Origin of the sequence: Nostoc sp. UHCC 0302, assembly GCF_038096175.1 — a bacterium.
Taxonomy (GTDB): Bacteria; Cyanobacteriota; Cyanobacteriia; order Cyanobacteriales; family Nostocaceae; genus UHCC-0302.
In genome coordinates this window covers 3173925-3188194 of sequence record NZ_CP151099.1, presented here as the reverse complement: position 1 = coordinate 3188194, position 14270 = coordinate 3173925, and the positions used below count along the sequence as shown (strand labels likewise).

At 42.6% G+C, this 14270-nt stretch carries 11 protein-coding genes and 3 pseudogenes; 7 read left to right on the top strand and 7 right to left on the bottom strand.

Annotation, left to right across the window (positions count from 1 at the left end; translation table 11 throughout):
• Positions 1–153 precede the first annotated feature (153 nt).
• Positions 154–1186, top strand: a pseudogene (locus tag WKK05_RS13725) (transposase).
• Positions 1187–1795: 609 nt separating this feature from the next.
• Here WKK05_RS13725 and WKK05_RS13720 read toward each other — a convergent pair.
• The gene (locus WKK05_RS13720; RefSeq protein ID WP_341530215.1) at positions 1796–2653 is read right to left on the bottom strand and encodes an AraC family transcriptional regulator; all 858 of its coding nucleotides are present in this window, start codon (positions 2651–2653) and stop codon (positions 1796–1798) included.
• Between the two features lie 381 nt (positions 2654–3034).
• On the opposite strand from WKK05_RS13720, the gene WKK05_RS13715 reads away from it, so the two are divergent.
• From WKK05_RS13715 to WKK05_RS13705, 3 genes are all read left to right on the top strand, one after another.
• The gene (locus tag WKK05_RS13715) at positions 3035–3865 is read left to right on the top strand and encodes an oxidoreductase (protein WP_341530214.1); all 831 of its coding nucleotides are present in this window, start codon (positions 3035–3037) and stop codon (positions 3863–3865) included.
• Positions 3866–3921: 56 nt separating this feature from the next.
• Positions 3922–4062 (top strand): hypothetical protein, encoded by a 141-nt coding sequence (locus WKK05_RS13710; RefSeq protein WP_341530213.1) that lies wholly within the window; start codon positions 3922–3924, stop codon positions 4060–4062.
• A 618-nt stretch (positions 4063–4680) separates the two neighbouring features.
• Positions 4681–4923 carry a hypothetical protein gene (locus WKK05_RS13705; RefSeq protein ID WP_341530212.1) on the top strand — a complete coding sequence of 81 codons (243 nt, stop codon included), beginning with the start codon at positions 4681–4683 and terminating at the stop codon, positions 4921–4923.
• Positions 4924–5368: 445 nt separating this feature from the next.
• Here the strand turns inward: WKK05_RS13705 and WKK05_RS13700 are convergent, their stop codons facing one another.
• Positions 5369–6493 (bottom strand): DUF3466 family protein, encoded by a 1125-nt coding sequence (locus WKK05_RS13700; RefSeq protein ID WP_341530211.1) that lies wholly within the window; start codon positions 6491–6493, stop codon positions 5369–5371.
• Positions 6494–7093: 600 nt separating this feature from the next.
• Positions 7094–7927 (bottom strand): annotated as a pseudogene (locus tag WKK05_RS13695) (AIPR family protein); the annotation flags it as partial.
• Positions 7928–8581: 654 nt separating this feature from the next.
• Here WKK05_RS13695 and WKK05_RS13690 point away from each other — a divergent pair.
• Together WKK05_RS13690 and WKK05_RS13685 are read left to right on the top strand one after the other, a co-directional pair.
• Complete coding sequence (locus WKK05_RS13690; protein ID WP_341530210.1) at positions 8582–9595, top strand: alpha/beta fold hydrolase; 1014 nt, start codon at positions 8582–8584, stop codon at positions 9593–9595.
• Between the two features lie 234 nt (positions 9596–9829).
• Complete coding sequence (locus WKK05_RS13685) at positions 9830–10354, top strand: anthrone oxygenase family protein (protein ID WP_341530209.1); 525 nt, start codon at positions 9830–9832, stop codon at positions 10352–10354.
• 146 nt (positions 10355–10500) lie between these two features.
• Here WKK05_RS13685 and WKK05_RS13680 read toward each other — a convergent pair whose 3' ends face one another.
• The gene (locus tag WKK05_RS13680; protein ID WP_341530208.1) at positions 10501–10776 is read right to left on the bottom strand and encodes an HU family DNA-binding protein; all 276 of its coding nucleotides are present in this window, start codon (positions 10774–10776) and stop codon (positions 10501–10503) included.
• Positions 10777–11328: 552 nt separating this feature from the next.
• On the opposite strand from WKK05_RS13680, the pseudogene WKK05_RS13675 reads away from it, so the two are divergent.
• Positions 11329–11445 (top strand): annotated as a pseudogene (locus WKK05_RS13675) (IS630 family transposase); the annotation flags it as partial.
• Here WKK05_RS13675 and WKK05_RS13670 read toward each other — a convergent pair.
• Genes WKK05_RS13670 through WKK05_RS13660 form a run of 3 tightly spaced genes read right to left on the bottom strand, consistent with a single transcriptional unit; the run spans position 11438 to position 14106 of the window.
• Complete coding sequence (locus tag WKK05_RS13670) at positions 11438–12952, bottom strand: GMC family oxidoreductase N-terminal domain-containing protein (RefSeq protein ID WP_341530207.1); 1515 nt, start codon at positions 12950–12952, stop codon at positions 11438–11440. The pseudogene WKK05_RS13675 and the gene WKK05_RS13670 sit on opposite strands and share 8 nt — an antisense overlap.
• Before the next feature lie 25 nt (positions 12953–12977).
• Positions 12978–13298, bottom strand: coding sequence for a cupin domain-containing protein (locus WKK05_RS13665; protein WP_341530206.1), 321 nt, complete (start codon positions 13296–13298; stop codon positions 12978–12980).
• A gap of 28 nt (positions 13299–13326) precedes the next feature.
• Positions 13327–14106 (bottom strand): class I SAM-dependent methyltransferase, encoded by a 780-nt coding sequence (locus tag WKK05_RS13660; RefSeq protein ID WP_341530205.1) that lies wholly within the window; start codon positions 14104–14106, stop codon positions 13327–13329.
• Positions 14107–14270 lie beyond the last annotated feature (164 nt).

The following is a 14270-nucleotide window of genomic DNA, read 5'->3' as shown; positions in this document are numbered from 1 at the left end:
ATTTTAATGATGCTCATCCTTAAAATATTAGAATTTACGCATTGACAATAAAGCCAAGAAATGCGTAAAAAAAGACAGAACAAACAAGCGAACGCTTGTTACCAGAGGCGTGAAAAATAGATAATTTACCTATCTGTATTTAGGGTTCGGACGATTAGAGCGATTACAAAACCATCAACTGCTAAATGTGACTTGGATACTTATACGTTGTTTCTGCTGGCAGAATCGAAATATCCAGGCTGCACCCGTTTGGCAGAAATCATGAAAAATTTTTCGCATTATAGTGTCAATAGATTTTTGTTACGTGAGCGGTATGAACCCTCTTGTTTTATTTGAACAAATAAAGCCAAACATCAATCTAATGGGAGGCACTTTAAGTGGAGATGATACAGTAATTGACAAGCCTCATAGCGACCCAAAAATAACAGAGCTAATCGGCTATTACTATTCAGGTAGACATCATCGTGCCGTCAAGTGAATTCAGTTAATCACCTTGTATTACACGGATTTGTCAGGTAAATCTGTGTCTGTAAATTACCGCATTTATAACAAACAAGACTAGAAGACTAAAAATGATTATTTACGAGAAATGATTACTGAAGTAATGGATTGGGGTTTAAAGCCTAAAAGAGTGACTACTGACGCTTGGTATTCCAGCAAAGAAAACCTGAAGTTACTGAAAAACAAGGGATTAGGGTTTTTAACTGGTGTGGCTAAAAATCGCTCATGCTCGGTTGGTGGTAAAAATTTTACCCAAGTTCAAAATTTATAAATCCCCGAATCTGGTTTAATAGTGTATCTCAAAAATTTTGGTCAGGTAAAGGTATTTCGGAGAAGTTTCAAAAACGAAACTTACAGATATTACATTATGTATACCCCTGAAAAAGATGCACTCTCTTCAATTTCTAGAGTAGAATTAAAAGAATTACATTCAATACATTGGGGAATTGAGTGTTACCACAGAGCGATTAAAAAAGTCTGTGGTATTGCTCAATTTATGGTTAGAACAACTGAGGCAATCAGAACTCATTTTTCTAGCGCTATTCGAGCTTTTACACAATTAGAATTAATACGGGCAGAAGAGTTAATTGAAAACTGGTATGAACTCCAAAGAAATTTATCTCTTCAAGTAGCTCGTGACTTTATTTTAGAACAACTAACACAGAAGCTATGCTTGGTTGCATAGTCTTAATTTTCTGTCAATGCGTAAGTTCTAAATATATCAAATGTAGTGAGCGCTTGCTTTAAACTGACAATTGCATCAACGTGCTACTGTTGCTCTAGCTGTAGCTGGGATAACTTTTCTAGTTCGTAGCTTTTGCGTTTAAGAGTCTTTAAGTCATTAGGGCTAAATTCGAGTGCAATGTTATACTTAGGGATCTCTTGAATGTAAGCCTCTATTGTTTCTTGTTGCTGCTCCCATCAGACTGTTCTGTTTTCTGGTGTTGAAGTTTAACCTTTATCCTTTGAGCGTTAACTCTTGTCGCTTACTGGCGTTGACCATCTAACCAAGTGTTGATTAAGATAACTTTGCGCCGAGACGTAGAGGTTCTCCTAAACTTCATGATTGCGGCTGATTTTCGCCCCGACGGTATTACCTGCTATTTTCTCTGCGATTAAATACTTGCGAACTCTGACCAAAGCGCCAACTTGTGAACAATAGACTGATAACTCGATTAAACTGTTACATTGTGCACTCGCTCAACTGACAAATTCAAGTTTAGGTTCTTGACGCACCTATTCCACGTATTAGCCCAGAAGTGTAATGTCTGCTATTTATAGTGAACTGCAATGTTCAGGCGATTCGTAAACGTTCAATATCCTTCATGGGTGGGGTACCAAATAAGCGGGAATATTCACGACTGAACTGTGAAGGACTCTCATAACCAACCTGATAAGCCGCCTGGGTTGCATCAGCGTTTTCAGCCAGCATCAGACGACGTGCTTCCAATAATCTCAACTGTTTTTGATATTGCAATGGACTCATTGAGGTGACTGCCTTAAAATGGCGATGGAATGATGCAGGAGACATACTCGCTTGCTGAGCCAAATCATCAACGCGCAATGATTTTTTAAAATCAGCTTTGATCCGTTTAATTACCTCTGCCACGCGCTGCATATTGCTACCGGATGTCGCAATCTGGCGAACTGCTTCGTCTTGTTCGCCAATTAAAAGGCGGTAATAGATTTCGCGAATAATCATCGGTGCCAAGAATGGAATATCCTGGGGCGTATCCAGAAGCTGTGTTAGTCTGGTGGCACAATTAATCAACGATGCATTAGCATCACTGACGAACAAGCCTCTAACCGAAGTTTCTTTTTTATCTGGGCTGCGCTGAATTTGGTCAATAATATTCCAAAGTTGAGTTGCGTCCAGGCTCAGCTTAAATCCTAGATACGGTTTGTCTGCTGTCGCTTCGACAATGTTTCCACTGAGCGGTAAATCCACTGTGACAACGATATATTGAGCCGCACCATACTGATAGGTTTCCTTTCCCAGTAAAGTTTCTTTTTTGCCTTGAAGAATAATGCAAAGAGTCGGTTCATATACAGCACAGAGTGCTGTCGGAGCAGCAGATTCCCGCATAAATTCTAACTGATTGATTGCGGTTGAATGGATACCATTACCCAAGTCATTCGTATGGCGGGTCACTAATTCTACCAGTTCTTGACAAGCATGAATCGCCATCTCGCGTTTCAAGGGTTCAATTGCCATAGCAGTTTCTCGATCACTCCGATCATTTTGCTGCGCTTATTATAGAGGATTCTTTTGAGTACTATTTGAATGCTTGAGAGGATCAGGCAATAATCTGCGAGGTTTATGTATTTATAACCCTTCTGCTTAAGCTTATGATAATCCTATCCCAGAAAGGCAATGAAAGAATAAGGCAATAAAACAGGGTACAACAAGCAAATCCAAATCGCTTTGATTACAAAATCGAGGTGAGAACGGAGCAAGAATACCGCTTTTACAACTGCCCAAAAAGGACAAGAATCTAGCTGTGTTACTAACTTAATCTAAGGAGATTTACAGATGACTCAGAGAACATGGTTTATTACAGGTGCTTCCCGTGGAATTGGAGCCGAAATCGCGAAAGCAGTTTTGGCAGCAGATAACCAATTAATTGCAACCGCCCGCGACAAAGCTGATTTGCATCAGTTTGAGTCCAGTCAAAATGTGTTGACGCTCAGCCTAGATATTACTGACGAGGCTCAAGTGAAAGCAGCAGTTGCAGCAGGACTGGAACGCTTTGGGCAGATCGATGTGTTAGTCAACAATGCGGGATTCGGTTTGCTCGGAGGCATTGAAGAAACCAGTGCTCAAGAGGTTGAGCGAGTATACCGCACGAACGTCTTCGGGCTGTTGAATGTGATCCGTGCCGTGTTGCCCAGTATGCGTCAGCGCCGCTTTGGACACATCATTAACCTATCGTCGCTCGGTGGCTATCGTTCCTCTTCAGGGTGGGGCATCTATTGCTCAACCAAATTTGCTGTTGAAGGCATTACTGAAGCGCTGCACGATGAGCTAGCTCCTTTGGGAATCCATGCTACCGTTGTCGAACCGGGATACTTTCGTACCAATTTTCTCGATGGCAGTTCGCTTCAAAAAACTGTAACGCAAATTCCTGATTATGACCAGACCGTCGGTAAAACCCGTAACCTCGCATCTGAACATAACTATCAACAACTGGGAGATCCCACTAAACTTGCCCAGGCGATCCTTGAGATCGCCAACGCAGATACCCCACCTCTGCGGTTGCCTCTAGGGACAGACACCCTTCAGGTAATTGCTGAGAAAAACGCTTACGTCGAGCAAGAAACGGCAAAATGGCGAACTCTGGCTGAATCCACTGATTACAGATAAGGAGTTGGAAGACTCAGCCATGAAAAGGCAGCCTGATCTCTGGTGTTTTTGATTGCATGAGAAATACTAATAGATGGGGTGAAATGAGCATCCGTTCCGAAACTTACGCTAAGGACTTGATGAGCTACTTTCAATACTGCGATGGCGTATCCGCCCGCCGTAGGCGATCGCCAGGATTAAAAGGCGTTGCTGAGTGAGAATATGAATTTGTTTCACGCAGAGATGCAGATAGCAAGAATTGAGAGTACCCGATTTTTGCATTTCATATCTAAATTCAGCAACGCCGATTAAAACTTTACCAATTGAAGTCTCTGAAATTTAGGAGCTTCAAACCCAAGATGAGCCGTATTAAATTGTTGCACCAAATAATCTATAGGTTGATTGGTAAATTGAGAATTGCCAAAAATATCGATTGTTAGAATGCTTATACATCAAGGGTTACAGCCGAATGGCAATAAGAAAAGGTAAAACCTCGTCAGGGCAGGGTGTTGGGGGTAGGGTGCAGGGTGTAGTGTTTAAGACAATTAAACTTTAGTTGCGTCAAGGAGTTCAACATTTTCTTGATTCCCCAATACCTGCAACCCCACACGCCACACCCTCTCATCCAGTTATATCAAGGGTTTACGCTTAACTTAGTGCCATTCGGTTACAGCCTTAGCGCAACTATCTGTACCGTTGCTCATTTACCCCCAGATTGTACAATCTAATGAGAGCCAGAATAAAGAGATAGTACGCGAAGGCTTTGCCAAATAGGCAAATGGCACTGGTCGTTTCTTCGATCTGTAGAGGAAGCGATCGCGCCAATTAACGAGCGATTGAGCGTAAGAATAGTACCTAGTATCCGGAGTATTTATGCCGAGGGCGACACAGTAATTGCCTTATGGGATAGAACAGCAAAAGCCAAAGACGGCAAACCATACACCAACACCTATTCCTGGTATATGACTATGAAAAATGGGCGTATTGTCAAGGTAGTGGCGTTTTTCGATACTATTGAACTTATCGACCTGTGGAAACGTATTTCTGTGAGTGGAAACAATAAGCAGTGGATAAACTGAATAAATTGCCCTTTGAACTCCTGAGAAATATTAACAGGAATGGGCTGGCATTTAATAATGATTCGTAAGGAAATCTTGCCGCCCAGGTCGTGAAGTCAATATTACCCCAGCCTAAAAGAATTGCACCATCGGGGGTATCCGGGAATGAGATTCTTGTAAAAGAGCGGCTCAAGCAGCAAGAGATACTCTCTCAAAAGCAACAGGGGGCGGTTTTAGCCCGTGACTAAGGTGTTGAGCCTTTTTGCCAAGAACAGGATTTAAAATTGCGAACTAAATATCTCATTTGTAGTTGAGATGTAGTGCAACGGTAGTAAAAGTTGATTACTGTTAAAGATTTGTATAAATAAAACTGTGGTTTCAATATATCTCATTTGTAGTTGAGATGTAGTGCAACGGTAGTAAAAGTTGATTACTGTTAAAGATTTGTATAAATAAAACTGTGGTTTCAATTCTGTCTTGATTGTAGTTTTAAGTGTTTATGTTTACAGTGCGCTACACCTAAAGCAGCAAACGCTAGTGTACCCAGCACAGAATTACTTTCAGGGATAGGTTTTGAATTGGGAATAGGTGACAAAAGAACTGCACGCACTTTCCCATCCAGAGAACCAGTTCCCACTATCTGACCGACATTATTAATTCCTCTAGCTTCAAATACAGTCCAGCCAGAATCAGGAGAAAGCAAATTGTTTAGATCAAACATTGTACCCTTTTCCCATACAAAGGCGTGCTGTGTTGCACCAGCATTACTGATGTTGAATATAGAATTACCAACCACCTGACCTGCGTTGTTAATGGCATAAGAATAGCTATAGCTGTTGTCAGCGCCAAGTGTGCCAAGATTAATCATGCCTGTACTTTCGCTCCAAAGGAAGGCGCGAGTTGGAACATCAGTAGAATCTGAATCACCAACTACCTGACCGACATCGTTGATGCCAGTAGCGAAGCTGTAGTAACCGAGAGTGCCAAGGTTTTTCAGCCCTTTACTTTCAGTCCAAAGAAAGGCGCGAGTTTGCTCATTAGCAGTGTTCGCAAAACCAACCACCTGTCCAGCGTTGTTAATATCAAAAGCAGCACTGCGGATGTTGCCGCCCAAAGTGCCAAGGTTTTGTGTTCCTCCGCTCTCAGTCCAGAGGAAAGCACGACTTTGCCCATTAGTGGGATCAAATAAGTCACCAACTACTTGACCAGCATCGTTAATGCCCCAAGCTTCACTGCCGATACTTGGAGTGCCAAGGTCACGTATCGGTGTACTCTCAGTCCAAAGGAAGGCACGGCTTACCCCACTATTAATGTATGAAGAACCAACTACCTGGCCGATATTATTAATGTTTAAGGCAGCACAGTTATATCCATTATCGAGAACACCAAGGTTTCGCATACCTATACCTTCGCTCCAAACAAAAGCGCGAGGTTCTCCATTAGTAATACTGGATTGACCAACCACTTGACCTTTATCATTAATTCCGTAAGCACCACTAACTTCTCCGCCAAGAGTGCCAAGGTTGGTGATGGAATATAACGTTACAGCTGCTGCTGACTGATAGGTTGCAAGTCCAACTCCAGCTGTCATTATCAGTGTAAGACTGATTTTGCGGGTACTGCGTAACTTCACGCTCACTTCCTTTTAGAAAACTAAAAACAATAACTTACGTATTTACAACATTATTTGCTATTTTTCCTACACCTTAAGGTAGATACCTAAGCAGCAGGTTACTGCATGATTTTCTCCATCTGCTGTGAGGAGATGAGCGCCTCCATTACTGCGTAGAGTATGCAATCATGTCAAACCTTACCACTGTCTCAAAGTCATATAGTTAAAAAATAAGTATAAATAAGAACTAAATAAGCAGGTTACAGTTTAGTTGACCCCGTGTGTATAAAACCCTTGTTCTACAAGGGCTAAATCAGGTTACACTTTCTGCAAAATATACGGTTAAAACGACAGTAACACGTGCTATAACGTAGTCACTAAGAGATGCCAGAATAGTTTGGCGCTCTGAGATTCAAGAAATCTCAAAATCAAGAATTTTACATATATCGCCACAATAAATTGAAGTAATCTTGTATCCGGCTATATTCAGAGACTACTATCGCTCCTTCTGTTCTGTTGGTAACTCTAGCTGGCAACCATCTAATGTCTAGCAATAGCTCAACCTACCTCTAACCATTTTTAGTTAGGAGTGAGCGTTAATTCTTCACGCTTGCTAGAGTTAACAATTTTGACCAAACGCCCATTAAGATAACTTTGGGCCGAGACGTAGAGGTTCTCCCAAACCTCATGATTACGGCAGATTTTCGCCCCCACGGTATTACTTGCTATTTTTTCTGAAATTAAATACTTGCGGAAGTAATTTCTCCACAGATGTTGAAAAAAATCTTCTGCGAATTCATCAAATGGTAAAATCCAGTTGTAATCTTTGTCTAGGAACACTCTATACGCTACAACTATCGGCAACGCTAGTTCTGCTGGCACTCCAAAACCAAATGAGTACTTAGTGTCTGGTAACAGGGTAGTTTTCCTGGTATCAATTGAAGCTAAATCATTGACACCTTTTCTTCTTGGGCTAGTGATGTGTTCGTGGATAATTTCGTACAGCCTCTGCTCTATCCATAGCCCTTGGGAAAGGAGTGGCAGTAAAGTTGTGAACCTTTCTCGCTCCTTGTCTGTAATCACAGAAGGGGTGTTGCTGACTGGCGGGTGTTTGGTTCTTGTTCTACCATCCGGGTTGTATTTGTTTCTATCCAAGCAGTTGAGCAGTTTAAATAAATGGGTAACATTACACTGACCATTTTTGGGAGCGCCGCTTTGGTTCTGGTAATAGGTGATGCGGAATTTTCTATGTTGCTCCCGCTCCAAATGAGCTAAGTACTGCTTGATAAATTTGTAATCACCTAGAGCGTTGACTTTGGAATGTGAATCAACTGGAAAAGTCGTGTTTGATGCCAGCGCTATGTCTTTGGCTTCTTCTTCGCCTAGCCCTATATGAATCGTAACTTTTACTCTCGTTATTGATGAATACGAAATACTTGATAAAAACGGTAATTTTTTGTATTTAACGTTGTTAGAAACACGAGACTATCTTCAGAATTTAGTTGCAGATTCAATTTAAGTAAGTTGTCAACAGAAACATCCTCTCTAAGCTACACCTAATTCTTCATCTACTGGCTGTTGTTGCTTCTTTACAGCACCCAGTTCTTTAATAAAAGCGTCGATTGCCTTGGCTGCTGACTGCCTACCTGTTTCCAATTTTCCAAGGACTTTTTCGCGGATTGCTGAATAATCTGGTAGGATTTGCTGCTCAACAGAACTGTCTTCTTGTATAGGTAGGGCAACTCCATCCGAAGTATAAACAACTGATCAACGACCCAATTATTAAACTTTGCCCTGTGGGCAACTTTTACCCTTGATTCTTTAATCTAGCTTCAAATCAATCAAGTTGCCATTACTTCAATTGTAACGCACACTTACCTGATATCCATATTAAAAATGAGGGCAGATGTCCCCTATTTAAACTTTTGACTTTTAAATGTTGTCCTACCTCCAATACCTCGGAGTTTCACATTCAATAGGCTAAATAATAATATATCCTCTGTTAGATACTGAAAAAATGTTAATTTAATAAAATACGCTAATGTGCGTAAATCCGACGATTAATCAATGAAAGTTGGCATTCAAAAAACAGCAGAAATCCTGGAGCAAGTTCACCACCTAGAATCCACCTTGGGTCTCAAGAATGAAGCCTGTCGCTCTAAATTTTTGATTCACCCTGACTTGAGAGCAAAAGTTTTTTTGTTTTTGCATGGTTTTACAGCAGGCCCTTACCAGTTTGAGCCACTTGGTAAAGCCTTATTTAATAAGGGATATAATGTCTTGATACCTTTACAGCCTGGTCATGGACGCTCAGGCAACTGGAACCGTCAAAATCCACCACCACTACCTACAGATATTCAGATATATCAACAATTTCTGCTCAAATGGTTGCAGATTGCCAAAACGCTAGGTCAACAAGTTGTAATTGGTGGATTGTCAACAGGTGGAACTTTGGCTGCTTGGTTAGCTTTAGAACATCCACAGGAGATTGACCGCGCTTTATTGTTCACTCCTTACTTGGCTAGCCGTTACTTGCTATTAGATCAACTTATCAAAATCCTACCAATTTACTTTGAATGGTTCAACAAAGATGGATCTGGGAATTTTGGTTATAAAGGTTTTTGTCTCAAGGCATTACGTATATTTCTTCAATTGGCAGAGGAGGTTTTAGAAAAGGCTCATGGCTGTATTTCTGCTCCTATTTTAATGGTATGTAGTGAAGGAGATCATGCTGTTAACCGATTCAAACAACAAGATTTTTTCCGAATGGTAGTCAAGCAGCAACTGAAATCCTGGTATTACTGTTTCGATGATTCGCTTCACATTGAACACCGGATGATGACAAAACTGGAAGACAATGATTATGAAGAACTAGTAATTACCCTTGCTAAAGCATTTGTTGAGAGTGATTTGACTTGGATAGAGTTTGAGCAAATGGCAAACCTGATAGCCCAGGGACAAGCCTATGACCAAATCATGCTCAAATTCAACCTTGATGGTCAAGTTTCTCAGCAGCTATTTGCAATGATGACTCAAGGTTTTGGCTGTGAGCATCTCAAGTGCATCAATCCATACGGCTAATGCATAATGGTCTTTGATTACTCTAAATAAACGAAATTTATAGTATCCAGTGCAGACTTTAACACTAATATATCCACTATCAATCGTAGCCCCTCTGGTGGAATATGAAAAAGTGTGCGCCCTAAAATGTTTAAGCTTTTATGCAAGGCGTTAAACTTGTTCATCTACGCAGCAACAGCAATATGGTAACCTAACCATAAAAAATTTGTGAGTATTTGGACTTGAAAGGATGCCATGCAATTGTATCAACAATATTTTGCATTGAAGCTTTTCTCAGCACTGGGCTGTGGGTTAATCGCTGGAGTCTTCTTCGCCTTCTCGACTTTTGTGATGAGCGCCCTTGCTCGACTTCAGCCAGCACAGGGCATTGCTGCTATGCAATCCATCAATATCACGGTGATCAATCCATTGTTTATGGCAGCGTTTTTGGGAACGGCTGCGGCTTGCATCTTTTTGGTTATCTCCTCGCTATTAAAGTGGCATCAACCCGGTGCGCCCTTCTTACTCCTTGGCAGCTTGCTCTACCTTGTTGGTACATTAGGTGTAACAATTGTGTTCAATGTCCCGCTCAACGAAGCACTGGCGAAAGTCGAGCGGGACAGTGCCATCGGTGCAAGCCTATGGTCTAGCTACCTCGCTAACTGGACACTATGGAATCACATTCGGACGGCAGCAGCTTTAGCAGCAGCGGCATCACTTACCATTGCACTTTGTTTGGGTTCAAGAATTGCAGAGCGGCTCAGTAACACGATTAACTAAAAAAATAGATTTGTGATGAGCCATCGCTTGTATAACATCTGCAACCCAACACTCACGTTCCCCCTGCCGTTGCCCCACGCTGCCTTGAGAACAGCGATCGCTACAGCTTTGCAGCGGATTAGGTTGCTAACGGTAAAGCAATGCATCTATAGTGCTACTTTTTCTTTGAACAGCTTCCCAGGAGAAAACGCAGGTACTCTAGTAGCTGGGATAGTCATTGTCTCTTGGGTTTTGGGATTACGTCCTTCGCGCTCGGAACGTTCCCGTCGCTCAAATGAGCCAAACCCTACCAGCGTTATCTTCTCCCCATTCGCTACAACCTCGGTCACAACTGACAAAAAAGCACTGATGATTTCATCAGCCTGCTTTTTTGTGACGTTGGCTTTGGCTGCTACAGCATCCACTAGTTCACCTTTGTTCATAAATTACCCTGAAGTATTGCAAGTAAAGGAAATTTACTTTACCATGACTAACTTCTGTGAGGATAGGGGGAAAAGAACTAACAATCAAGCAATAGATGAAAATTAATAATGCACGGTTACTGCTGTGGCGACTTTGAATTAAGGGGTACAGCCAGTTGAGTTTCAGGAGAGCATTTACTGTAGTCAAATAGGCAATCTACAGCTTGCACTTTTTTCATACGATTTCTGCGGCTTTCCACAAGGTTTACTACGGGAACGACCAATAGCAATCCCAAAGTCCACATCAGCAGCCCTGTTGATATTCCTCGGTGCGATGGGTTGGGCGATTAGCTGCGGGATTGGGGTAAAGTGCAATCATTGCTCCCTTGCAGTGTTGAAAGCGATCGCGCTAGTGAACAATAGATATATGCACTCTTATCAGGCAACTATTTCAGCTTTTCGTAGTGCCATTCGTTTTCTACTCCTGAGTACCAACTATTACTCTGTAAAGTTGAGGGATAAAATCAGGGAAAATAATCTAAAAGCAATAGCCTCAGAAGACACTAAGCACTGATGCCGAAGAAAAAGTACATTGTCACCTTGACAGCCAAAGAGAGATCACAACTAGAGGAGTTGGCTAAAAAGGGAAAAGCTGCCGCCTACAAAGTGAACCATGCAAGGATTAGGCTCTAATTAAGTCGGCTGCCTTTTCACCAATCATGATCGTAGATGCGTTCGTATTTCCAGATGGAATGGTTGGCATTACAGAAGCATCGACAACGCGCAATCCTTCAATTCCGTAAACTCGGAGTTGAGCATCAACTACCGCCAGTACATCATTGCCCATTTTACACGTACCCACAGGATGCCAGTAGGTATTAGCCGTTTGTTGAATGTAAGCAGTGATGGCTTCATCACTGGTTATATCTTTACTGGGAGCTACTTCCTCTCCCAATACTTCATCAAAGGCAGCAGAATGAGCAAGTTGACGGGCAATTTTAATGCCTTCTACCAGCACTTGTAAATCAGTCTCACACTGAAGATAGTTCGCTTGAATAACAGCTGGATCGAGCGGATTTGTTGAACGCAACGTCACAGTACCATGACTCTGAGGTTTGATTAGGCAAGCAACCAATGTGGCTCCCGAAACGTCATGGCTAAGGGTTGGAGACAACAGAGCCGGGCTAAAGAGAAACTGTAAGTCTGGTGCAACTTCGTTACTTTTACCGCTATGCAGAAATAGCCCAGCTTCGACTATATTACTGGTAGGTGCGATCGGGGGTTGTGCTTGAATCGACTGGTAGCCAACAACAGCCAGCAGATGATCGTGCAGGTTTTTACCCACCCCAGGTAAATCAACAATCACTGGAATATCGAAGGCGTGCAGATGTTCCGCTGAACCAATTCCAGAGAGCATCAACAGCTTGGCAGAATCGAACACACCTGCTGATAGAATCACTTCCTGATTGACATAAACTTGGTGCAGTGTTCCTTGGTGTAAATATTCTACCCCAACCGTGCGAGTTCCCTTAAACAACAGTCGAGTGACTAATGCACCAGTTTGAACAGTTAAATTAGGACGAGTAAGAATTGGCACAAGAAATGCGGCGGCGGCACTGTGTCGCTTACCATTTTTGATATTTAATTGATACAATCCCGCACCTTCTTGTTGTGCGCCATTGAAATCGGGATTGCGGCCGTAGCCAAGTTGCTCTGCTGCTTCGATAAATTGCTCTGACATGACAGCAGGCGCGAGCGGATTAGTAACACTCAAGGCTCCATCAACACCGTGAAATTCGGATGCGCCTCGCTGCTGGTTTTCTGATTTTTTGAAGTAAGGCAATACCTCTTTGTAACTCCAGCCGGGATTGCCGAATTCTTGCCAACGGTCGAAATCGTGGCAATTGCCTCGAATGTATATCATGGCGTTGAGTGAACTAGAGCCGCCAGTAACTTTGCCACGCGAACACAAAATTTTCCGCCCATTGAGGTGTTCTTCTGGTTCACTCCAGTAAGCCCAATCAACCTGTGTTCCTAGCAAGGTTGGCCAAGCTACAGGAATTTGGATCTCAGGTTTAGTCGCTGGATTGCCTGCTTCGAGTAACAACACGGTTGTTTCACCGTCTTCTGTCAAACGATTGGCAACAACACAGCCTGCTGAACCAGCACCGATCACCACATAATCGTATTGAGTCATGAGATTCTCACTTGTATATTCAACTTCATGTGTGCAGAAATGCAAGATTTTCCAATGCATGGAGTGCATGGGGGGTGTTTGCAGGCAAATAAACAAATACTCCCGGTTGCAAAGTAATTTCACGTCCTTGCAGAGTGAGTACTCCGCGTCCTTCGATTACAGTCACCGAAATATGCCGAGGAGCAGTATGCTCAGGCATTTTTGTTCCGGCAGTGAGACAGAGTAAAGAGAAACTGTTTTGTTCATCTTGTACTAACGCTTTGCGAGTCACTCCGGGTTTCGTGTAATCTACCAATTCCCGCAGATTAGCTGTCATTTCAGTATTATTTGTTGAAGGGTACACCATGATTTATCTCCTGTCATTTCCAGGTTTATTACAATTCTCTAACAGCACACAAAGCGATGTAGCCCAATTCTTGTTGGTGTTGAGTGAAGACTCGTCGCATCATTAGAATGCGATCGCGAATCACAGGCTGAGTCAAAATATTCCAGGCAATCTGAACCGTGTGAATTACTCCTTCATCTCTTAGTACCTGAACCGGATCAAGCAGTCTCATCGCACCAATTTGCCTCTGTGTTACTGTTAGCCCTACCTGAGCGAAGGTGTTGATCCAGTCTCGTTCTGGTAGTGGTGTAGCATTCACACGAGTAACTTGTGTCAGGTCTTGGTGAAGCGATTCTAAATGGTCACGCGCTAGCAGTTCATGGCTGAGAAATTTGCCGCCGACTTTAAGCCGATCGCGCACACCTGTCAGAATTTTGGCTTTGCCAGCAGATGTTTGCATGGTCAAAATGGCTTCTGCTAACACATAGTCAAATGATCCAGAAATGGTTTCTAGCTGAAAAATATTGCCTTGAATAAACTGAACCCGATGATCTAAGCCAGCCGATCGCGCTTTGATTTGGGCGATCGCAACTCGATCCGGATCTCTTTCAATACCAACAATCTGGACATTGTAGCGTTTTGCTAGAGCGATCGCGCTATTTCCTAACCCAGAAGCGAGTTCCAGAACGGTTTCATCCCTTTTGAAATTTGCCCATTGCAAGAGTTGTTCCGTGGCGGCGCGTCCACCCGGACGGAGAACCGTTTTACCCGCAGCCGCCAGGACAACATGACTTGGTGCTGTTGTCAGATCGAGAGTAGTTTTTGTCATCGTTCGGTTAATATTTCAGAAAAGACAGGTACTGTTGTCCAACAGTGGGGACAAAACCAGCAAATTTCATGGTGCTGGATTTGCCGGAGTAATGGGTAAGAACAAGAATGGCACTAAGTTAAGCACAAACCCTTGATATAACTGGCTTTTGGGTGTGGGGTGTA

What these genes read in the sequence shown, in the direction of transcription:
- WKK05_RS13715 (WP_341530214.1), top strand. Translation starts at nt 3,035, where the DNA reads ATGACTCAGAGAACATGGTTTATTACAGGTGCTTCCCGTGGAATTGGA.
- WKK05_RS13710 (WP_341530213.1), top strand. Translation starts at nt 3,922, where the DNA reads ATGAGAAATACTAATAGATGGGGTGAAATGAGCATCCGTTCCGAAACT.
- WKK05_RS13700 (WP_341530211.1), bottom strand. Translation starts at nt 6,493, where the DNA reads ATGACAGCTGGAGTTGGACTTGCAACCTATCAGTCAGCAGCAGCTGTA.
- WKK05_RS13690 (WP_341530210.1), top strand. Translation starts at nt 8,582, where the DNA reads ATGAAAGTTGGCATTCAAAAAACAGCAGAAATCCTGGAGCAAGTTCAC.
- WKK05_RS13685 (WP_341530209.1), top strand. Translation starts at nt 9,830, where the DNA reads ATGCAATTGTATCAACAATATTTTGCATTGAAGCTTTTCTCAGCACTG.
- WKK05_RS13680 (WP_341530208.1), bottom strand. Translation starts at nt 10,776, where the DNA reads ATGAACAAAGGTGAACTAGTGGATGCTGTAGCAGCCAAAGCCAACGTC.
- WKK05_RS13670 (WP_341530207.1), bottom strand. Translation starts at nt 12,952, where the DNA reads ATGACTCAATACGATTATGTGGTGATCGGTGCTGGTTCAGCAGGCTGT.
- WKK05_RS13665 (WP_341530206.1), bottom strand. Translation starts at nt 13,298, where the DNA reads ATGGTGTACCCTTCAACAAATAATACTGAAATGACAGCTAATCTGCGG.
- WKK05_RS13660 (WP_341530205.1), bottom strand. Translation starts at nt 14,106, where the DNA reads ATGACAAAAACTACTCTCGATCTGACAACAGCACCAAGTCATGTTGTC.